This window comes from Abiotrophia defectiva ATCC 49176 (assembly GCF_000160075.2).
In the GTDB taxonomy this organism is placed as follows: domain Bacteria; phylum Bacillota; class Bacilli; order Lactobacillales; family Aerococcaceae; genus Abiotrophia; species Abiotrophia defectiva.
Genome location: NZ_KI535340.1, coordinates 505861 through 525094 on the forward strand (window position 1 = coordinate 505861; position 19234 = coordinate 525094).

Genomic DNA, 19234 nt, shown 5'->3' on the forward strand with positions numbered 1-19234 from the left:
AAGAAAATATGCCCATAAAAGCTTTCAACCCTACTCTATCATTCATTTGTTGAGCAACAAGCTCGTACCTGTAGCTTAAAATCAAAAAACCAGCTTGCTAGTTAGCAAGCTGGCAATTGGCAAGTCAATAACTATTCTTGTGGTGTCTGACTTAAGATTTTATTTAATAGAGATTGATATTCCTGGTCAGAAAGGCGTTTGAGCTCCGTAATATCTGGTAAGTGCTCTTGGCTAGGAGTCAACTCATAATCCACTACATAGTCATAAGAGCGTGTATAGGCAGGATTACTACTGAAGAGATTAAGATTGGTATCTTCGACTACCCCTAAGAGGCTCATTCGATAGCTATGTTCCTTAGGATTCACTCGCAAGCTGAAACGTTTGAGCTTTTGTAACACAGGGCTGGTCTTTAATTGCATAGCTTTTAGAAAATCTACCTTACCAGTCGCGATGTCGGCAATGCGGTTGAGGCCAAACTCGCCTTTACGAATCTTAGCTGACACCTCCCCTTGGAGGTCCAAACCGACGCCTTTCCCCACCAAATCTAGATGTGGATTGAGCTTAAGACTATGCCCTTTGTCCCCTGCTTCCCATTCCATCTTAAGACGATAATCCAGATGCAAGTTACGGGTCTGGTCAAAGAGGAATTCTGGAATTTCTGTTAGCTCTGCACTAGTCATCACGGTCCCCTTGAACTCATGAATCTTAGTCTCCGGTAACTGACTCAACTTCTTACGGTTAGGCTCTAAGAAAAGCAGCTGGAAAGCTTCTTGATCTAAGCCAACTTGCTTAAGCTGTTCCTTGCTAAGTTCAATATAATAATCATCATAAGCTTCTAAGGCCTTGAGTTGTTCAGGGGTTAGAGATAATTCAGGGAAGAAAGTCATGCTGGCTAACAATTGACTTTGTTTAATGTAGACATGTGAGAGGTTATCATAAGTCATCAAATCAAGTTGATACTTAAGGCCTTCACCTTTATCGCCATAATAGGTTAATTGAATCTTGGCAATGCCACGACTACGGTCTCCTACCGCTTGTACTTGGGCGGTATAAGCTCGATCTTTGATATAGGTAAAGCCATATCGAACCTGGTAGGTTTTCAAATCATTCATAGCGTCCAAGGCTGCTTGCAATTGTTCTGGTTTGGATAACTGAGGTTCAGATGAACTTTCAGACGAAGCGGATCCTACTTGAGACTCAGATAGAGAACTAACACTCTCGGAAGAAGTAGCTAGACTTCCTACCTGACTTGATGAATCTATTTGCTCCGCATCTGATTGAGCCCCTACAGCCTCTGTGCTCCCTAGTATCAGCGCTAAAGCTAAGGCCAGCAAGCCATAAGAAAAAGGCTTGATTGTTCTTGGTTTGATTGACATTTTGTCACCTCATTTCGTTTCCGAAAATCATACAAATTCATCAGTCAGTTTAACACTCTGACTTGCAAAAGTAAACTAAAACCACCCTAGTTAAGACTTTTTTAGAAAAGCTCGCTATAATTTAACAGCCCTCCACCGTTGGCTGATTTTCCAACTGATGGGGGCTGTTTGATTGGTTGATAAACTTACTCCACAATGATTTTGCGAATTAATGCTGGCGCTTGAGCAGAGTCAGCAATAGTTACCGCAGCAGACAAGCGATCTAGTACTTCGCTAACGTCTTCGCGGTTACTGTGTAAAATAGCAAGTGGTTGACCCGCCTGTATAGGATCACCAACCTTAACGCAGAGCTCGATTCCTACCGCTGGGTCAATAATATCTTCCTTAGTCTCACGTCCTGCGCCTAACATCATAGCGGCTACCCCCACTTCATCAGCCACCCATTGGCTGACTAAACCTGTGCTTTGGGCTAGGAAAGGAATTTGATAGCGAGCTTGAGGTAATAAATCTGGATTATCGACAATTCTTGTATCTCCACCTTGGTTGGCTAGGAAAGTTTTAAAGACTTCCAAGGCACGACCTGAGTCGATTTGTTCTTGCAAGAGGGCTTTGCCTTCTTCTAGGCTAGTTACTCGATTTGCTGCTAGCAACATTTGGCCACCTAAAACCAGGCAGAGCTCCGTCAAATCTTCTGGTCCTTGGCCTTGAAGGGTCTGAATGGCTTCCTTAACTTCTAAGGCATTCCCAATCATGTAGCCTAACGGCTGGCTCATATCGGAAATAACAGCCAAGGTCTTACGACCCACTTGGTGGCCGATCTTCACCATGGTGTGAGCCAGAGCTTCCGCATCTGCCAAGGTCTTCATGAAGGCCCCTTCGCCTGTCTTAACGTCTAAGACAATGGCATCTGCTCCGGCTGCAATTTTCTTACTCATAATGGAGCTAGCAATCAAGGGAATAGATTGGACTGTACCCGTCACATCCCGCAGGGCATAGAGTTTTTTGTCGGCAGGGGTTAGGTTACCACTTTGACCAACTACCGCAATCTTGTAGCGGTTGACATGATCAATAAAATCTTGGGGGGATAGGGTCACGGAGAAGCCAGGAATGGCCTCTAATTTATCAGTCGTCCCACCCGTATGGCCCAAGCCACGGCCACTCATTTTAGCAACTGGCACACCACAGGCAGCTACTAGAGGTGCTAGCACCAGGGTAGTTGTATCGCCCACGCCACCAGTCGAGTGCTTATCGACTTTGACACCATGAATGGCAGATAGATCAATCTCATCGCCTGACTTAACCATGGCCATAGTCAAGTAACTGGCTTCTTCTTCTGTCATTCCTTGGAAATAGATTGCCATGGCTAACGCACTCATCTGATAATCTGGTATCGTGCCATCTGTATAACCGGAAATTAGGAACTTAATTTCTTCCTGGCTTAAGGCCAGACCTGCTTGTTTTTTCTCGATTAGGTCTACTACTCGCATTTAGCTCACCTCAATTGTCATTGGCTCAGTTTGGTCTTTCTGATAGAGGAGAATGGTGCCGTCCGCACGCCCCACCAAGAAAGTATCACAAACATCTAAGAAGAGGCCGTGTTCGACTACTCCCACCGTATTTTTCAATTCATGGGCGAGCTGGTGAGGATAAGGAATCTGGCCCAGTTTCAAGTCAATAATGTAGTTACCAGAATCTGTCATATAGAGTGAATCAGACCCCACTTTACGGAAGCTTGGTTCTAGGCCTGCTGCCATCAATTGACGGAAAAGATTCCAGGAACCAAACTGCACTACCTCGACAGGCAAGGGGAAAGCTCCTAAAGTATCGACTAGCTTGTCTTCACCTACAACCCAAATAGAACGTTTCGCATTTTTAGCCACAATCTTTTCATGTAGGAGAGCACCCCCGCCCCCTTTGATGCCGTAAAAATCACGGGTTACTTCATCCGCCCCGTCAACGACCAGATCAATGTGGTTGACTCGGTCTAAATCCATGATGGTAATGCCTAACTTAAGGGCTTGTTCCGCAGTCCGCCGAGAAGTAGCCACACCCACAATCTGTTTGAGACGGCCATCAGCAATCCGCGCACCTACCTCTTCCACAAACCAATAAGCTGTTGAGCCGGTCCCTAAACCGACCACCATGCCGTCTTTAACATAATTAGCGGCATAACGGCCGACTAGTTCCTTGGTATCTACCATTTATTTTTCTCCTTTCTGAATCGCACGAACTCGAGCCACTAGGGGCTCCAGAGAGGATTCTTCGGTTAAATCATAGGTGGTGCCGTAAGTCTCTAACATGGAGCGTTCCACATCACCTAAACTAACTGTATCAAGGGAATGTTCCTTAGAATCTTCTAGTTGTTTAGCTAAGCGCTGCATGAAATCTAGGCGCTTATAGACAATCGTTCCTCGAAAATGGAATTCAGTGATTCGTTCTAATACTTCTGGCTTAAAGGCCGCCGCCATGAGGGGATCAAAGTTGGTGAGGGCTGGATTGGAAAGTCCCACTGTGTAGAGAATCCAAGATTTATCTGGCCAGGCCTCTATCCATTCTTGATAAACAGACGCTCCTTCTAAGCGCCCTTCCAAAATACAGGTTCCTAGAATCATAATCTGACTCTCTGCCAGGAGTGTATCCGTCACCTCATTGTGGGCACAGACACGGCAATTGAGTACTTTGGCTATTTGTTCAGCATAGCGTTTGGTCGAGCCATAACGTGACATATAGACCACTAAACACTTCATTACTTCCATCCCTTTCTTCATGCATTCATGGGCTGCTCGCGACTGACTTACGGGCACCCTTACATTCCTATTGTACCACATTTTTTCTAATCTAAGTAGCTTGAGATAGATTTCATATTTTTTTTTGATATAATATAAGAAAGATTGATGAAGGAGGCTTTTTCATGCCTGAACTCCACCTGACTTGCCCTGTCTGTCAGACCCACGTAGATAAAGACTACCCTACTCACCTTAATAGCAAGACCCAAGCGCCTTTAGTGCGCGAGTTATTCGAAGGCCAACTCTTCCGCTTCGAGTGTCCTACTTGTGGTGCTGAACGTCAGCTAACTTATCAATTTCTCTACCATAACCCGCAAGCTGCCTATATGATTTTTCTCCTACCTCATTATCTGGAAGATAAGGACCACCTAGAAGAAGACTTGGAGCAAATCTTAGAAGGGCTCAACTTCTCCCTAGACCACTACCAACTACGCTTAGTAACTACCGTTCCTGAATTACTAGAGAAGATTCAAATCCTCGAATCTGGCCATGATGACCGCATCATTGAAGCAGTCAAAATTTTGACGGACGGACTCTTCGCAACTGAGAAACCTGATACACCAGTTAAGGCGCGCTACTACTATCCTAACAAAGGAGCGGAACGTATCCTCTATGTGACCGATCAAGATCAAATTCTGGTCGACTTACACCAAAAGCTCATTGACTTCGTTAAGGGCAAATATCGCAAAATCCTGGAAAAAGACCTGCGTGGTGACTTCCACTATATTGGCTACCGTTGGGCGCTAGATTTGTTAGAAGGTAAGAAACCTGAAAGTGACTCGATTAGTGATAATGAAAAATAGCCTATACTAGCTAAATAAGCCAGCCCCTAAGGGGCTGGCTTATTTAGCTATTTTTTAACGTAGACCCAGTCTAGTTCACTGGATAAATCTGCCCGGTAGCTGTAGCCATCAAACTTAGCAGCTTGGAGTGCTTCTAGAGTCTGGACTTGATGTTCTATACAATAAGCTAGTAGTTGCCCGCGTCCTTTCTTAGAAATAGTCGAATGGCGCTTGAATCGCCCCCCCGCTTCTTCTAGAAACTGAATTCGTAAGAAGCGTCGCCGTATAGTCGGGCTAAAGACTTGTTCAAATTCTGATGACAGAAGCGACACGAGGACTTCATCATGATTGACACTTATAGATTCATCATACTGTGACTTCCAGTAGGCTTTTAGGGACTTTCCATTAACCTTGAGAGATTTCATGAAATCTAATCTGTGCGGCGCAATCAGGGCATTAGCCGCAATCAAGCCATAGAGCGAAGTGGCGATTAAGACATGCTGGCTGGCAAAATCTCGAGACTTATCTGATTTAAGTACCGGCTTGAATTGACGATACATTAGGCCATCGTATAAATCCATGGCAGGATATGACGCCACTTTTCCTGCCGCCAAGGCCTGCCAGCGTTCCGCCTCGGTAACAGCTTGAGCGTCAGAAATATCATAAAACTTAGCCAATTCTTCAGTTGATAAATCAACTAATTGAGCTAATACAGCCTGGCTAGCTGGCGCTAACTCAACTAACTTGCCATCAGACAAGCCTGACATCTGCTTGGCACTCGGTATAAGAAATTTCATGCTTATCCTCCTCATCTCTTCTTTCCTACTATATCACAGAAGATAGGTTCAATCTAGCCTTAGCTATTTGATTACTTTACCAGCCACTGGAAGCACCGCCGCCGCCGAAGCCGCCACCGCCCCAACCGCCGGAACTGCCACTTGAACTACCACTTGAACCAGAGCCAGAGCTGGAACTACCAGAGCCGGAGCTACCAGAGGTCCACCAACCGCCTAGGATACCGCCACTACCACCGCTACCCCAGAATCCATCGAAGAAGTCATCATCGTCATCGGACCAGCGGAAGGCGCCACGGCGTCGCCGTAAGAGACGAATACCAAGTGGTATGCCAAAAGGTAAAATTAGAAAGAGTGGCCAAGCACTGGCAACAAAACGCCAAGGGCTCTTAGACCAACGCAAGGCTGTCTCATGCTCGGCACGTGCCGAGTTAGTCACCCCAAGTTGGGTCAGTTGGCTATCCGACAATCCTAGATACTGGATGATTCCCTGTATCTGCAGACGCACTGCTCGATTATAATCCTTAGCTTTGAGTTCACTCTTGGCAGAATCCAAAATTCGTTTGGCCGCCACATCGGGTAAGGCTTCAGCCGCTTTATTTGACGTCTCAATCCGCATCTTGCGGTCATTAGGCGCGACCACCAGCAATATTCCATTGTCAGTGCCAGAGAAACCGACTTGCCATTTCTTAGCTACCTTGTTGGCTAGCTCTTCAATGCTAAAACCTTTGAGATCATCTGGCAGATAGACCCCAATTTGATACTGCTCTGAGGTCTGAGCCAGTTGCCGGTTGACCTGGTCAATATAGGCTAAAGTATCCTGAGACAAAACCTTGGCTTCATCTACAACCGACCGCTCAGGTTTATCCGGTAAGTTATTGGTCTTAGCGCCACACCCCACCATAAACAAGAAAACAAATCCGAGCAAGAGTAGGAATCCTCGCCATTTTTTAGTTTTCATGGTCATGCCTCCTCATAGGACTTACTGTCGCCTTAACGGCTAGAAAAATTCAAATCTACTGTTGGTGCTACTTGCGCATCACTACTTGCTTGATACAAGTTCACCGGTTGGAAACCGAAGATTCCCGCTACCAAGTTAGTTGGGAAGGAACGAACCTTTGTATTGTACTTGGTTGCTACTTCGTTGAAAACCCCACGAGAGGTCTTGATACGGTTCTCAGTGCCTTCCAATTCAGTAATAAGATTTTCTACCTGTTGATTGGCCTTCAAATCTGGATAATTCTCTGTTAAAACCAATAAACGGGACACAGCTGATGATAAGTCAGACTGGCCTTGCTCGGCTTCTGACGCATTACCAGAACCAATCTTAGCACGGGCATCCGCTATTTTCTCGAAGATTTCTGATTCATGACTCATATAACCCTTCACACTGTTGACTACATTAGGAATTAAGTCATAGCGACGTTGCAAATCAACTTGCACATCCGACTGGGCTTGAGTAACTGCATTTTGCGATGATACTAGGCCGTTATAGGTACCACCTAAGGCAAAGGCGATGACTGCCAGAACAGCAATCACAAATAACCACGTTTTTTTCATATTATAATCCTCCTGTCCTCTGAATCAACTTCTCATTTCAAGGACAAGATGATTATACCATATGACGGGGCTCAGCGAATAGGACTTAGGTCCTATTCTTTGAGGTTCACCTAAATTTACTAGCTCAATGAAAAAATACCCACCAAACCATAAGGTTCAGCGGGTTGATTTAGGATCAGAAATGATGCGCTTGGCTGATTAGATTTCATCCGCGTAGACTGCCGTCCCTAAGGCGGTAACACAGAATACGTATGGAAGATAGGTGGTACCTCCTTGGGTGTTGACTGTTTCTGGTTCTAAGGTCACATAATCAAATTTAAGGTTGATAATGGCATTGCAACCAAGATTATAGGCCTGTTCCTTGAGATGGGCTAAGGTAAGAATACGCCCTTCTTCCATAACATCTACCAAACTTTGAGCAGGGTCACCTAAAGCATTGTCTCCACGCCCACCATCCACGCCACGCGCGATAGAATGCGCTAAATCACTGGCTACAGGGCCGCCATAATGGGTGATAGTATAGCCATCAAATCCCTGTCCCGTAGTCACTACAATATTAGCAATTCCTTGCTCCCGTTCTTTTTGCTGGGCAAGTTGATCAGCAAATTCCTCATCTTGGTCAGCCAAATAGTTCTGAAATTGGTCCAATAAATAATTGAGGTCCACATCATCTTCTAGATAGGAGCCGGTAAGAGAAAACTTCACTGCAATTCCTTGGTCTTGAAGGAAGGCCTCAAAAGCCTCTTTGTCCAAGTCATAGTCACGTACAATGTCTTTAATTTTCATATTTCATCTACCTTTCTGCTTCCTTTTATTTTGGGGGAGAGCCATCCTTTATTCACTACTAAAATAAGTTTCATATGCGGAAGTGGATAATCTAATTTTACTACTCATGCTTTTGGGGAACAAGGAATTCGAACATATCTTCATAAGCAATCAATAACTGAAGACAAGAGAACCCACCAAGCCAAGGGCTCAGTGGGTTCTCAGCTATTATTTTCCCCATTCTTCTCTGAGGACCCCATACTTGACGCTATCATAGTAGGTCCCTTGCCAGTAGCGAACGCGACGGATGCAGGCTTCTTGTTGCCAACCGAGACGTTTTGCGCAACTCATCATACGGGCATTCCCACTCCAAGTCGTTAGGCCCAAATGCTCTAATTCAGGAAAGCGAGCGAAAGTATTGGTCGTCCACTTCTCCAAAGCCTTCCGCCCCACACCAGTGTTCCAGCGATTGGCATCATAAATGACAATCCCTACTTCCATCCAACGAGTTTGTCGATCTTCCCAAGTTCGGGAGACCATTCCCACTGCTTGGCCTTCTACTTGGATACAACGCACACGCTCACTTAAGAGAAAAGCTGCTACACCACTAGAGGCAAAGTCTTCAAAGCTTTCATATGCTTGATACTCTTGAAAGTAAGGTGCATCCCAACGCGCCCACTCAGGTTCCGAATCACGAAATCCCAACTCCCAAACGGCTCGCAATTTGTTTTCATTAAAAGAGACTAATTCAATATTCTGAGTCACGTTTATTCACCTTCTTATGCTAATCTGCTTTTTATAATCTCAAGGATAATTGGCAGATAAAATTGTTACCTTCATTCTACTGGCTTGGAAACAGTTCATCAAGATATAAAGACTGAAACGCATAAATAATTTAGCTATAACCCTTCTCAAAGTCACAATATTCTTACAGCACTTCGGGTTAACCACAAAAAAGCTGACATCCTGGGATGTCAGCTTAAGCCTTTATTTTTCTAGCAAGAGTTTACGAGTCAGGAAGTTAAAGACCATGACAACAGCTGTCACCGCCACCTTAGCTGGCATGACCGGCCAATGCATGGCATCGACTGCCACCCACATGAGTCCAGCGGTTAGAGCCAGCCCAAGTATACTTAGGACTAGAAAAAGCAAGAACTCTTGATGTTTTTGTTCCGGACTAAACTTGCTTTCGAAAGTGAAACGCATACTTGCCCAGTAATTGAAGATGGTAGCTAGGATAAAAGCGATAATGACCGCTAACTGATAGTGCCAGCCCAGGATACCATTAAGACCATAGACAATAGCAAAGTCAATTAGTGTTGAGAGTCCGCCGACCACCAGAAAGCTCAAAATTTGAGTCGATAATTTATTTTTCACTATTTAGCCTCAATCTTGACCTCTAAGAAATGGTCATTGTATTCAACGAGTTTGGATTGACCCAAGCCCTTATAAACTTCTAAGCGAGCAATGAGTTCATCGTCAGGGTAGAAAGCCGTGTCTTGCGTTACCTCTTCAGGTAACTGCTCCATCGCAGTCTTGTTGGGAGTTGCATAGCCAATATATTCAGCATTGCGCGCTGCCACATCGGGGCGTAAGAGGTAGTTAATCAAGGCATAGGCGCCTTCTACATTGCGCGCTGTTTTAGGAATGACAATATTATCAAACCAGATGTTGGAACCTTCCTTAGGCACTGTATAAGCTAGCTTAGGATTACGCTCCAAGGCAGTCTTGGCTTCCCCCGAAAAGGTAATACCAACGCCAGCCTCGCCTTGAGACAGATACATCTTAATCTCATCCGAAACCATAGCCCGGATGTTCGGCATTAATTGCTTGAGCTTTACTGTCGCCAACTCAAGCGCTAAATCATCCGTTTCATTGAGAGAGTAGCCCAAGGATTGGAGGCCAATCCCCATTACCTCACGCGCGCCATCATAAATCAGAATGTCATTCCGCAATTCTGGTCGCCAGAGATCATTCCATGACTGGAAGTCTTCTTCGCTGTATTTGCTGGTGTCATATACAATCCCAAGGGTGCCCCAGAAGTAAGGAACAGAATACTTGTTCTCCGGGTCGAAGTCTAGGTTCAAGAAACGTTGATCCAGATGCTGTAAGTTGCTGAGTTTGCTATGATCCAAAGGCAAGACCATGCCTTCCTTCATCATTTCTTGAATCATGTACTCACTGGGAACCGTGATATCATAAGGTGTGCCACCTTGACGGATTTTAGCCATCATGGCCTCATTGGAATCGAAGGTCTCGTAGATGACCTTGTAGCCTGTCTCAGCTTCAAATTCCTTGAGCAATTCTGGGTCGATATAATCGCCCCAGTTATAGAAGTTAATAACTTTGTCACCAGTATAGCCTTCTGCATGTTCCAACTGATATCGAACACCGAAGAGGACAGCACTAATAGCCAGGATCGCTAGAATCCCTTGAACAATCTTACGCACGGCGACGGCCTCCCTTCTGTGCCTTAGCCATACGATTGAGTCGGCGTTGCTCCCCAGTTTGGATGAAGTAATAACCGATTACCAAAATCAAACTCATGATAAACATCAAAGTAGAGATAGCGTTGATTTCAAGGCTAATACCGCGACGCGCACGCGAGTAGATTTCCACTGATAAGGTTGAGAAACCATTACCAGCTAAGAAGAAGGTGACTGCAAAGTCATCCAGAGAATAGGTAAAGGCCATGAAGAAACCGGCCATAATCCCTGAGGCAATGCTAGGTAAAACTACTCGAGTCAAGACTTGGAAGTAGTTAGCCCCTAAGTCCTGGGCAGCCGTCACCATGGTATCATTCATTTCATAGAGACGCGGTAGTACCATAAGGACTACAATTGGGACGTTAAAAGCAATGTGGGCCAAGAGAACACTGAAGAAACCTAATTGAATGGCCAAGAGACTGAAGAGAATGAGGAAACTTGCCCCAATCATAACGTCAGGCGTTACCATCAAGATATTGTTAAGGTTCAGTACTAACTGGCGTTTAGATTTCTGTCTCAAATAATAAATCATGATTGCCCCTAAAGTCCCAATGGCTGTTGCCAACAAGGCTGATAAGAGGGCTAAAATGAAGGTGTTGAGAATGAAAATCATAAGACGGGTATCGCCAAAGACCTTGGTATAGTGGTCTAAAGTAAAGCCAGTAAAACTATTCATATCCCCTCCTGCATTAAAGGAGTAGAAAATCAAATAGAAAATTGGCAAGTAGAGAACGGCGAACATAAACCAGAGATATAGGTTAGAAAACTTAAAAAACTTATTCATGAGTCATAGCCCCCTTATCCTTACGGTCGCGGGTTAAGTACATGACTAGCACCATGAGCACCATGAGGACGACCCCAATGGTGGAACCCATGCCTCGGTTCTGAGTGACCATGAAGTGTTGTTCAACGGCTGTCCCCAAGGTAATGACCCGGTTCCCACCAATGAGACGAGTCAACATGAAGAGGGACAAGGACGGAATAAAGACCGCCTGAATCCCTGAACGCACGCCGGGCATAGACAGTGGGAAGACAACGCGACGAAGGGTCGCCCATTTTGAGGCCCCTAAGTCTGAAGATGCTTCCATCAAGGAATGTGGAATCTCCGTAATAGAGTTATAAATAGGCATAATCATAAATGGCAATTCGATATAACCAGCTACCAAGAGAAAGGCCGCATCGGTAAAGAGCAACTGCTTAGGTCCAATCCCCATAAAGGTCAGGAATTGGTTGACTGAGCCAGTCTGACTCAAGAGGCCGATGAAGGCATAAGCCTTAAGCAAGAGGTTAATCCAGGTTGGCAGCAAGACCAAAAGCATCCAGAGCTGACGGTGCTTGGTTTTGCTAAGCAGATAGGCCATAGGATAGCTAAGAGCTAGCGTAATGATGGTCAAGAGCCCAGCATAGATAAAGGAGTTCATAGTCATCTTGATATAGTTAATAGAAGAAAAATACTCAGCATAGTTGGCCAAGGTAAAGTTCCCATGAATATCAAAGAAGGAAGAACCTAAAACTAAGACTAAGGGTAAAATAACGAAGAGACCTAGCCAGAGATAATAAGGAATGGCATAGAGATGGTTATACTTGCGGTTCATAGGCCCCCTCCTAGTCTTCGTACTGTTCTAGGCGGGCATCGAAATCTTCTTCCGACTCATTGAAGCGCATTACGTGGATGGCATCTGGTTCAAAGAAGAGACCTACTTTGGACCCAGCGCTTACCTTCTTAGTGGTGTGAATCATCCATTCATTGCCATCTTCGTCATAGGCGATGACTTCGTTGAAGACGCCACGGAAAAGCATAGTATCGACGGTCGCAATCAGCTTGCCCTTTTCAGGCGTGGTTACGTCGATATCTTCGGGACGGATAACAATCTCAACCATTTCACCAGCAGGAATACCCGCATCCTCACAGTCAAAGACCTTACCAACAAATTCTACGCGGTAATCTTCAATCATGCGGGCATCCACAATGTTAGATTCACCGATAAAGTCGGCAACATAGTGGTTAATTGGTTCATCGTAAATGTCTACTGGGGTCCCTGATTGGATAATTTCCCCGTTATTCATGACAAAAATCCAGTCGGACATGGCAAGCGCTTCTTCCTGGTCATGAGTGACGAAGACGAAGGTAATGCCTAGTCGACGTTGCAGTTCACGCAATTCGTACTGCATATCGGTACGTAACTTCAAGTCCAAAGCTGATAGAGGCTCATCTAGCAAGAGCACTTCTGGCTCATTTACCAAGGCACGGGCGATAGCCACACGTTGGCGCTGACCCCCAGACATTTCAGAGATTGCACGATTCTCATAACCTGAGAGTCGGACCATCTTGAGGGCTTCCGTTACCTTTTCCTTAATTGTTGCCTTATCTACCTTTTTAACAGATAGACCGAAGGCAATATTGTCGTAAACATTCATATGAGGGAAGAGGGCATAGTCTTGAAAGACTGTATTGACCTTCCGTTGATTGGCAGGCACGTCTGTGACCGGCTCACCATCCAAATAAACCTGACCACTAGTGGCCGAAGAAAAGCCTGCGATAATTCGTAAGATAGTTGTCTTACCGCAGCCAGAGGGACCTAATAAGGTATAGAACTTGCCTTTTTCAAGCTCCATATCAATCGACTTTAAGACTTGCTGGTCATCATAAGACTTAGTAACGCCTTTGAGAACCACGCTGTGTTGCGTTTTATTCATTACATTGCTCCTGTTGCCCCCATAGGGGTTATTTTTTCGACAATTATTGACTCCTTTTGGGTAGTTTTTTTGCCATGAGGGGACCCCTCACTGAGTTTGATTATAGCAGTTATGGTAGGGAATTACAATGTAAAAAACTGAGACTAAACTCAGCCCGAAAAAAGAAAAAACTCGCCTATCAAAAGGCGAGTGCAATGGGGGTATAGGGACTCGAACCCTAGACCCAATGATTAAGAGTCATTTGCTCTACCAACTGAGCTATACCCCCGTAAAGCTTAAATAGCTTACTTCATTATCTTACACCTGTTTTCAGCAAATTTCAAGTCCTAAAGTCAAGAAAATACGAAAAAATTCTCTAGCTTTTACCTAACCTATACGCAGCTACCTAGATACAAAATAGCGCCTGCCCTAATGGGCAAGCGCGCTACTTAAGATTATTTTTTGAGATTCTTAGAATTGGTCATGATGGCATCAACCAGGCCATATTTAACCGCCTCTTCAGCTGACATGTAGTTGTCGCGATCTGTATCGCGGGCAATAACCTTAAGGGTTTGACCAGTACGTTCGGCCAAAATCTTGTTAAGCGTATCGCGAGTCTTCAAAATATGCTTTGCGGCAATTTCAATTTCGGTCGCTTGACCTTGGGCTCCACCCAAAGGTTGGTGAATCATCACTTCTGCGTTAGGTAAGGCATAGCGTTTGCCCTTTTCCCCTGCCGCTAGAAGGAAAGCCCCCATAGAAGCCGCCATCCCAATTACGATAGTTTGTACATCGGCATTGATGAAGTTCATAGTATCGAAGATAGCTAAACCGGCAGAGACACTCCCACCTGGTGAATTAATATAGAGATAAATGTCCTTGTCAGGATCTTGGGCATCCAAGAACAAGAGTTGGGCAATTACACTATTAGCCACCGCATCATCAATAGGACCGGATAGCATAACAATACGGTCTTTTAAGAGTCGTGAATAAATATCGTAGGCGCGTTCGCCACGTGACGATTGTTCAATGACTGTAGGAATTAAGTTCATTCCCTTTCCTCCTTCGAATTCGGCTCTGAGCCGATTACTACTGTCTCAGTATACCCTTTTGGTCAATAAAGGTCAAGCAGGATGCTCTTTTCTCAGCTCCGCTAGGCAAGAGCCAAGAGCAAAATAAAAAAGCCACCCGATTGGATGACTTCCTCATCATGACTATAATTAAGCTTCCTTGGCTACGACTTGTTTGCCGTCGTAGTAACCACAGTTTGAGCATACACGGTGACTTAAACGTAATTCACCACACTCAGGACAAGGGTTCATTCCTGGAACAACTAATTTGAAATGGGTACGACGTCTGTTTTTACGTGCTTTTGAAGTTCTTCTCTTTGGTACTGCCATGGTTTACACCTCCTGAAAAATTTGTGGAATGAATAAGATTACTCATCCGCATTGGCTTCGTTTAATAGAGCTTTTAGATTAGCAAAGCGTGGGTCCCCTGCTTCCGATGACTGACGTTCTAGACTTGCTAGATAATCCGTCTCCGTCAACACAGCCCAATCCTTGCCACTTGGTAATGCAGCCGTCTCTTCCTCTTCACCAACGACACGCATTGGGAGATTCAATAGTAAGGCATCGATGACTGCTAACTCGAGGTCGATATAATCGTGTTCGAGCACAATTGTCGTCTCCTCGTACTCATCGGCATTCGCATCATATTCCGGCATCACATAGCGTTCGTCAATCGGAACTTGTAAGTGAACCGGTACAGGTTCTAAGCTGCGAGTTGATGGCAATGTCATTACTGTACTTGCAGTACAATGCAAGAATATTTCCTGTCCATGAGCAACGAAATAACCTGTTACTTGAACGGGAGTTAAATGGAGAATTGACGGTTCCATCGCTTGCACCTTGGCTGCTACATCCAATTCGACATCGAAGTGGAGCAACTCTTCCTTGTGGTCGCGAATTTTACGTAAGGTCCATTTCATCTAATATCACCTCTAAAACGACTCTTGTATTATACTTAAATTTTGGGGTCCTGTCAATCGTTTCTGGCCCCTTTTCAGTCTAGCTTTCTAATTTTTTTATCGAAGAAAGCTGAGGACTTGTTTAGGTTGGACTTGCGACTGAATTTGTCCCCCCGGGCGTAACTGGTAGATGGCGTCTGCTACTAAATTCCAGCCATAATCTCCCTCATAATCAGGTTTATAGTGACTAAAGACTCTTAAACCCTCTCGCTTGCGCCAAGCACTTAGCCAAGGTCGCCCCGCTTGAGAGGCATCTAACAATCTAAAGGCTTGGGGTGTCGATCCCTGGTTGAAGGCTGTCACTGCCGTCTGAGGAATTTGCAAGAGAATGGCCATGGCCACTCGCTGAATGGCGGCTTGCGTCCAGCGTTTGGAAATCATAGCTTGACGCCAGTCCTCCCATTTTTCCTTAGTCTCTGCTTGCGACTTAAGCCGATTGGCTAAGCCTTCTTTGACGCCGGCTATTTGTTCTAGAGAAGCCAGTGGTTGGGCTAATAATTGATAACGCAGGTAAGGCCAGTAGGCTGACCAAGGCGCATCTAGTTCAGAACTCAGTTGGCCCTGGAGACCAGATACTAAATCTGCCGTCACTTCCTGGCCCTGACGAAAGGCTTGGCGAATAGAAGACCCACTCAGAATTGGCTGACCATCCTGAGTTTCCTGTAAGCGTGGCAGGCTCAAAACCTGACAATCAGGCGCTAGTCGAGCGAGCGTCTTAAGATACTGAAGCCCCAACTGGTGATTGGCCTGCCAAGGACCTAGCTCCGACCAATCAGCCAGGGACTGGATGGCCACTTGATAGGCTGCGGGGTAGGCTAAGCCTGTCTTAAGGGCCTCTTGAATGCCCTTGTCGATATGAGCCTGATGCTGATCTTCCCATGTCAAGAAGTCCTTAAGCTGAGCAATTTGGGCGCTTTCTGTTCCAAAAACAATCTTATCCACACCCAACTTGGCTAGGATAGCCATCCCATGTCGGCCAAAGTAATCCGCTGACTGTAGGCTAGCTAGAGTCGGCAACTCAATCACTAAATCCGCCCCTGCGGCTACCGCAGCCTGAGCTCGATGCCATTTGTCTATAATGGCAAACTCACCACGTTGGACCACATTGCCGCTTATCAAAACCAGAATCTGATCCTGGGGAAAGTGTCGCTTAACCCAGTCCAGTTGGTAGGCATGTCCCCGATGTAGGGGATTATACTCCGCCAAAATTCCTATCAGGGCCATGGTCTAGCCTCCTTTCCTGACTCTTTACTTACTAGCGCGGAAGAACCAACGGTCAGCCGTCTGCCCTTCCTGATAATAGGCCTGGCCGAAGTCCACTAGTACTTCTACCTGGCTAAAGCCAGCTTCTTTCAGCGCTGACTGGTACCAAGCTAGGGGATAGGTTCTTTCTTCTAGGCTGACATCCGTCCTTTGATAATGGCTCCCGACTTGTTCAAAGACCGTCAGATAGTGTTGGACACTTAATTGATCCAAGTCCGACTCACTATCCCACAATAAGGCATAACGGTCGTCACTATCAAAGTATGAAAAGCCATCAAAATACTCAATTTGTTGTGGCGTCCAAACGTCAAACAAGAGTTGGCCCCCAGGAGCCAATCGCTCATATAGCTCTTTTAAGGCTCTAGCCACCTGGTCAGGGCCTTCTAAAAAACAAAGCGAGTCAGCATAGCAGGTGATGAGATCATAATCTTGGTCTAAGGCACTCAAATCCAAAAGGTCTGCTACCAAATAGGCAGAATTGTCGCTGTTACCTGGCTCTTCTTGGGCTACCTTAATCATGGCTGGATCGTAGTCAAAGCCTAAGATTTGGCCACAGAAAGGCGCCAAAAGCTGAGTAAACCAGCCCGTCCCACAGGCGGCATCTAAGACCTTAACTGGTGCTTGATCCCGACTGGTCAAGGTAAAGTCCAACCAGCGTTCATAGATTTCTAAATCATTGAAGTGGTCGTAGACATGGGCTATTTGACTGAAGTTACCGGCGCTCATTGAGCACTAACCCAGGCGCTAACATCCACTAAGGGCGCGTCCCGCCATAATTTTTCTAAATTGTAGTGGTCGCGTTCAGTGTAATGGAAGACATGGATAATGACTTCCACTAAGTCAATCAGAACCCACTTACCACCGTCTTTACCTTCGACGTTCTTAACTTCTAGCCCTGCCTTGTGGGCTGCCTCTACGATAGAGTCCACAATAGCATCCAATTGTTTATCGTTACGGGCATGTGTGACGACAAAGTAGTCAGCGATAGGGGTCACATTGCGTACATCTAAAGCCACGATGTCTTGGGCTAAACGGTCATCGGCTGCTCGAACGGCTAATTCTAAAATTTCTAAAGCTGTTTTTGTCATAGGTTCCTCCTAAATCCCCTCTTGGCACCAGCGGTTGTAGATTTCTACTGCTCCATCAAAGAGAGGTTTTTCCTTTTCAATTAAATATGTTAATGTGCGTTTCATTTTGTACCAGCATGCCGCGTCCAAATCATTTGCAACGAGCTCCCGCGCTAGTTCCACTCCTGGAAAATCGCGACCTGGTTCCATGTAGTCAGCTAGATATAAAATCTTGCCGATTAAATCAAATTGATACCAGCCCACCGTATGGCCGGCTACCGCTTCTAGAATACGACGGTCAGTCACGCCATAGCGGTCCAAGAGGATTTGAGCTGCGGCTGGGCCATGCAGAATGTTACTGCCCTCTTGGCTTAAGTCCACTTGAGGCCAGAAGGTCTGGGCCAAAACACGCGCCTGCTCCACATCCAGGTCTTTGGCATAGTCATGAGCTAAGGCTGCAATGCTGACCGCTTCGACATCTGCTCCATAGCGTTCAGCCAATTCAATAGCCGTCTGTTCCACCCTCAGGACATGTTGATAACGTTTGGGCTTGATACGTTGAGCCAAATCTTCCAAGAAGGCCTGGCGATTAGTATTCCAATGAGTCATGCCTGCCCCTCCTATGCTCGACCAAAGGCAGTTTTATAGAGCCCTTGCGCTTCAATATAGGCAGCTACCGCCTCAGGCACCTGATAGCGAATGCTTTGGTCACAGAAGACCCGCAAACGAATATCAGTTGAGCTGACAGGCAAGGTTGGAGCTTCCACCCATTCAACCGGCCACTCGGTCTCGGGCATGGGCGTCCCGACTGGCTTCTGCGCCACAAAATGGACTAGCTCTGCCAATTGTTCAATCTGATGCCATTTATGTAACTTCTGGGCTCGGTCTGCTCCCATCAGGTAATAGAACTGGGCATCTGGGAAGAGGCGACGAAAATAGCGCATGCTATCGACAGTAAATAACTTATCCCCGTGCAAAAGTTCATAAGGTTGAATTTTGAAAAAGGGATTATCCTGAATGGCCAGTTGCACCATCTTGAGCCGATGAATGACGGGCACATCCGTCCCCTCTTGCTCGTAGTGACGCTTGGCTACCGGCATAAACCAGACTTCGTCTAATTCCAATTCCTTCCCCACCTGCTCGGCTAGTAGCAAATGGCCCAAATGTGGTGGGTTAAAGGCCCCACCCAGTATGCCAATGCGTTTAGGCCCCTGAACCTGCACTTCTTGAGCCAGACTGGTTAGGGTCTTGCCCAGGGTTTCCGTTTGTGTCATCATGCGATCACCTCTTTGAATGATTGGCTTATGTCAGCCCAAAAGTGGGCATGGTCTTACTTGATTTTTTTAAGATCAGCCGATAATTTCTGATACTTAGCAATATGAGAAGGCCGGTAGAGTACGCCTGTGTGACCGATAACCTGAACCACATGGGCATCCAGGGCATAGGCAATCTCTGCCGTTACTTCTCGAATTTCTTCTTCACTATTCTGCAGGACCTTAAACTTAATTAGTTCCCGCTTAGTCAAGGCCTGATCCACCTGATCAAGGAAAGATTGACCAAGGCCTTCTTTGCCCATCTGAAAAATTGGTTTTTCGTGATGGGCAATCTTTTTAAGATGGTTAACTTGTTTCTTGTTAAGTGATGTCACTT

The 19234-nt window shown here is 45.7% G+C and carries 24 protein-coding genes and 1 tRNA gene; 1 reads left to right on the forward strand and 24 read right to left on the reverse strand.

The features are described from left to right. Nucleotides 1-131: 131 nt before the first annotated feature. The 4 genes from GCWU000182_RS02255 to GCWU000182_RS02270 form a co-directional block, all read right to left on the reverse strand. Nucleotides 132-1376, reverse strand: coding sequence for a hypothetical protein (locus GCWU000182_RS02255; protein WP_023391117.1), 1245 nt, complete (start codon nucleotides 1374-1376; stop codon nucleotides 132-134). 185 nt (nucleotides 1377-1561) lie between these two features. Then, the gene (locus GCWU000182_RS02260) at nucleotides 1562-2863 is read right to left on the reverse strand and encodes a pyrimidine-nucleoside phosphorylase (protein WP_023391118.1); all 1302 of its coding nucleotides are present in this window, start codon (nucleotides 2861-2863) and stop codon (nucleotides 1562-1564) included. Beyond that, the gene (gene rpiA / locus GCWU000182_RS02265; protein WP_023391119.1) at nucleotides 2864-3577 is read right to left on the reverse strand and encodes a ribose-5-phosphate isomerase RpiA; all 714 of its coding nucleotides are present in this window, start codon (nucleotides 3575-3577) and stop codon (nucleotides 2864-2866) included. After that, a complete protein-coding gene (locus GCWU000182_RS02270) occupies nucleotides 3578-4132 on the reverse strand; it encodes a flavodoxin domain-containing protein (protein WP_035363932.1) in 555 nt (184 codons plus the stop codon). It abuts the gene before it with no gap. 155 nt (nucleotides 4133-4287) lie between these two features. On the opposite strand from GCWU000182_RS02270, the gene GCWU000182_RS02275 reads away from it, so the two are divergent. Further along, nucleotides 4288-4965 carry a CpXC domain-containing protein gene (locus GCWU000182_RS02275; RefSeq protein ID WP_023391121.1) on the forward strand — a complete coding sequence of 226 codons (678 nt, stop codon included), beginning with the start codon at nucleotides 4288-4290 and terminating at the stop codon, nucleotides 4963-4965. 47 nt (nucleotides 4966-5012) lie between these two features. Here the strand turns inward: GCWU000182_RS02275 and yaaA are convergent, their stop codons facing one another. From yaaA to yhbY, 20 genes are all read right to left on the reverse strand, one after another. Beyond that, nucleotides 5013-5741 carry a peroxide stress protein YaaA gene (yaaA, locus tag GCWU000182_RS02280; protein WP_035363934.1) on the reverse strand — a complete coding sequence of 243 codons (729 nt, stop codon included), beginning with the start codon at nucleotides 5739-5741 and terminating at the stop codon, nucleotides 5013-5015. Nucleotides 5742-5817: 76 nt separating this feature from the next. Further along, nucleotides 5818-6699: a TPM domain-containing protein gene (locus tag GCWU000182_RS02285; protein WP_051372914.1), complete on the reverse strand. Its 882-nt coding sequence runs from the start codon at nucleotides 6697-6699 to the stop codon at nucleotides 5818-5820. A 32-nt stretch (nucleotides 6700-6731) separates the two neighbouring features. Next, a complete protein-coding gene (locus GCWU000182_RS02290; protein ID WP_023391124.1) occupies nucleotides 6732-7298 on the reverse strand; it encodes a LemA family protein in 567 nt (188 codons plus the stop codon). Nucleotides 7299-7496: 198 nt separating this feature from the next. Further along, nucleotides 7497-8084 (reverse strand): heavy metal-binding domain-containing protein, encoded by a 588-nt coding sequence (locus tag GCWU000182_RS02295; protein ID WP_023391125.1) that lies wholly within the window; start codon nucleotides 8082-8084, stop codon nucleotides 7497-7499. A 207-nt stretch (nucleotides 8085-8291) separates the two neighbouring features. Beyond that, a complete protein-coding gene (locus GCWU000182_RS02300; protein WP_023391127.1) occupies nucleotides 8292-8828 on the reverse strand; it encodes a GNAT family N-acetyltransferase in 537 nt (178 codons plus the stop codon). Nucleotides 8829-9050: 222 nt separating this feature from the next. Continuing rightward, complete coding sequence (locus tag GCWU000182_RS02305) at nucleotides 9051-9440, reverse strand: GtrA family protein (RefSeq protein ID WP_023391128.1); 390 nt, start codon at nucleotides 9438-9440, stop codon at nucleotides 9051-9053. After that, nucleotides 9440-10513 (reverse strand): ABC transporter substrate-binding protein, encoded by a 1074-nt coding sequence (locus tag GCWU000182_RS02310; RefSeq protein ID WP_023391129.1) that lies wholly within the window; start codon nucleotides 10511-10513, stop codon nucleotides 9440-9442. The genes GCWU000182_RS02305 and GCWU000182_RS02310 overlap by 1 nt, the downstream gene beginning before the upstream one ends. Continuing rightward, nucleotides 10506-11333 (reverse strand): ABC transporter permease, encoded by an 828-nt coding sequence (locus tag GCWU000182_RS02315; RefSeq protein ID WP_023391130.1) that lies wholly within the window; start codon nucleotides 11331-11333, stop codon nucleotides 10506-10508. Before GCWU000182_RS02315 ends, GCWU000182_RS02310 begins: the two co-directional genes overlap by 8 nt. Continuing rightward, nucleotides 11326-12144 carry an ABC transporter permease gene (locus GCWU000182_RS02320; RefSeq protein ID WP_023391131.1) on the reverse strand — a complete coding sequence of 273 codons (819 nt, stop codon included), beginning with the start codon at nucleotides 12142-12144 and terminating at the stop codon, nucleotides 11326-11328. Before GCWU000182_RS02320 ends, GCWU000182_RS02315 begins: the two co-directional genes overlap by 8 nt. Before the next feature lie 10 nt (nucleotides 12145-12154). Continuing rightward, nucleotides 12155-13246, reverse strand: coding sequence for an ABC transporter ATP-binding protein (locus tag GCWU000182_RS02325; protein WP_023391132.1), 1092 nt, complete (start codon nucleotides 13244-13246; stop codon nucleotides 12155-12157). A gap of 195 nt (nucleotides 13247-13441) precedes the next feature. Beyond that, nucleotides 13442-13514 (reverse strand) — tRNA-Lys (locus GCWU000182_RS02330). 166 nt (nucleotides 13515-13680) lie between these two features. After that, entirely contained in the window at nucleotides 13681-14277 is a 597-nt protein-coding gene (gene clpP, locus GCWU000182_RS02335) for an ATP-dependent Clp endopeptidase proteolytic subunit ClpP (RefSeq protein ID WP_023391133.1), read from the reverse strand. A 168-nt stretch (nucleotides 14278-14445) separates the two neighbouring features. Next, nucleotides 14446-14625, reverse strand: coding sequence for a 50S ribosomal protein L32 (gene rpmF, locus GCWU000182_RS09765; protein WP_083316332.1), 180 nt, complete (start codon nucleotides 14623-14625; stop codon nucleotides 14446-14448). Nucleotides 14626-14663: 38 nt separating this feature from the next. Beyond that, on the reverse strand, nucleotides 14664-15215 hold the full coding sequence (locus tag GCWU000182_RS02340; RefSeq protein WP_023391135.1) for a YceD family protein: 552 nt from the start codon (nucleotides 15213-15215) through the stop codon (nucleotides 14664-14666). Nucleotides 15216-15311: 96 nt separating this feature from the next. Beyond that, nucleotides 15312-16478: a nucleotidyltransferase family protein gene (locus GCWU000182_RS02345; RefSeq protein ID WP_023391136.1), complete on the reverse strand. Its 1167-nt coding sequence runs from the start codon at nucleotides 16476-16478 to the stop codon at nucleotides 15312-15314. A gap of 24 nt (nucleotides 16479-16502) precedes the next feature. Continuing rightward, on the reverse strand, nucleotides 16503-17243 hold the full coding sequence (locus tag GCWU000182_RS02350) for a class I SAM-dependent DNA methyltransferase (protein ID WP_023391137.1): 741 nt from the start codon (nucleotides 17241-17243) through the stop codon (nucleotides 16503-16505). Beyond that, complete coding sequence (gene rsfS, locus GCWU000182_RS02355; RefSeq protein ID WP_023391138.1) at nucleotides 17240-17605, reverse strand: ribosome silencing factor; 366 nt, start codon at nucleotides 17603-17605, stop codon at nucleotides 17240-17242. Before rsfS ends, GCWU000182_RS02350 begins: the two co-directional genes overlap by 4 nt. Before the next feature lie 9 nt (nucleotides 17606-17614). Then, on the reverse strand, nucleotides 17615-18193 hold the full coding sequence (yqeK, locus tag GCWU000182_RS02360) for a bis(5'-nucleosyl)-tetraphosphatase (symmetrical) YqeK (RefSeq protein ID WP_023391139.1): 579 nt from the start codon (nucleotides 18191-18193) through the stop codon (nucleotides 17615-17617). Between the two features lie 11 nt (nucleotides 18194-18204). Further along, the gene (nadD, locus tag GCWU000182_RS02365; protein WP_023391140.1) at nucleotides 18205-18861 is read right to left on the reverse strand and encodes a nicotinate-nucleotide adenylyltransferase; all 657 of its coding nucleotides are present in this window, start codon (nucleotides 18859-18861) and stop codon (nucleotides 18205-18207) included. A 53-nt stretch (nucleotides 18862-18914) separates the two neighbouring features. Then, nucleotides 18915-19232, reverse strand: a complete 318-nt coding sequence (gene yhbY / locus GCWU000182_RS02370; RefSeq protein ID WP_035363935.1) for a ribosome assembly RNA-binding protein YhbY — start codon at nucleotides 19230-19232, stop codon at nucleotides 18915-18917. Nucleotides 19233-19234 lie beyond the last annotated feature (2 nt).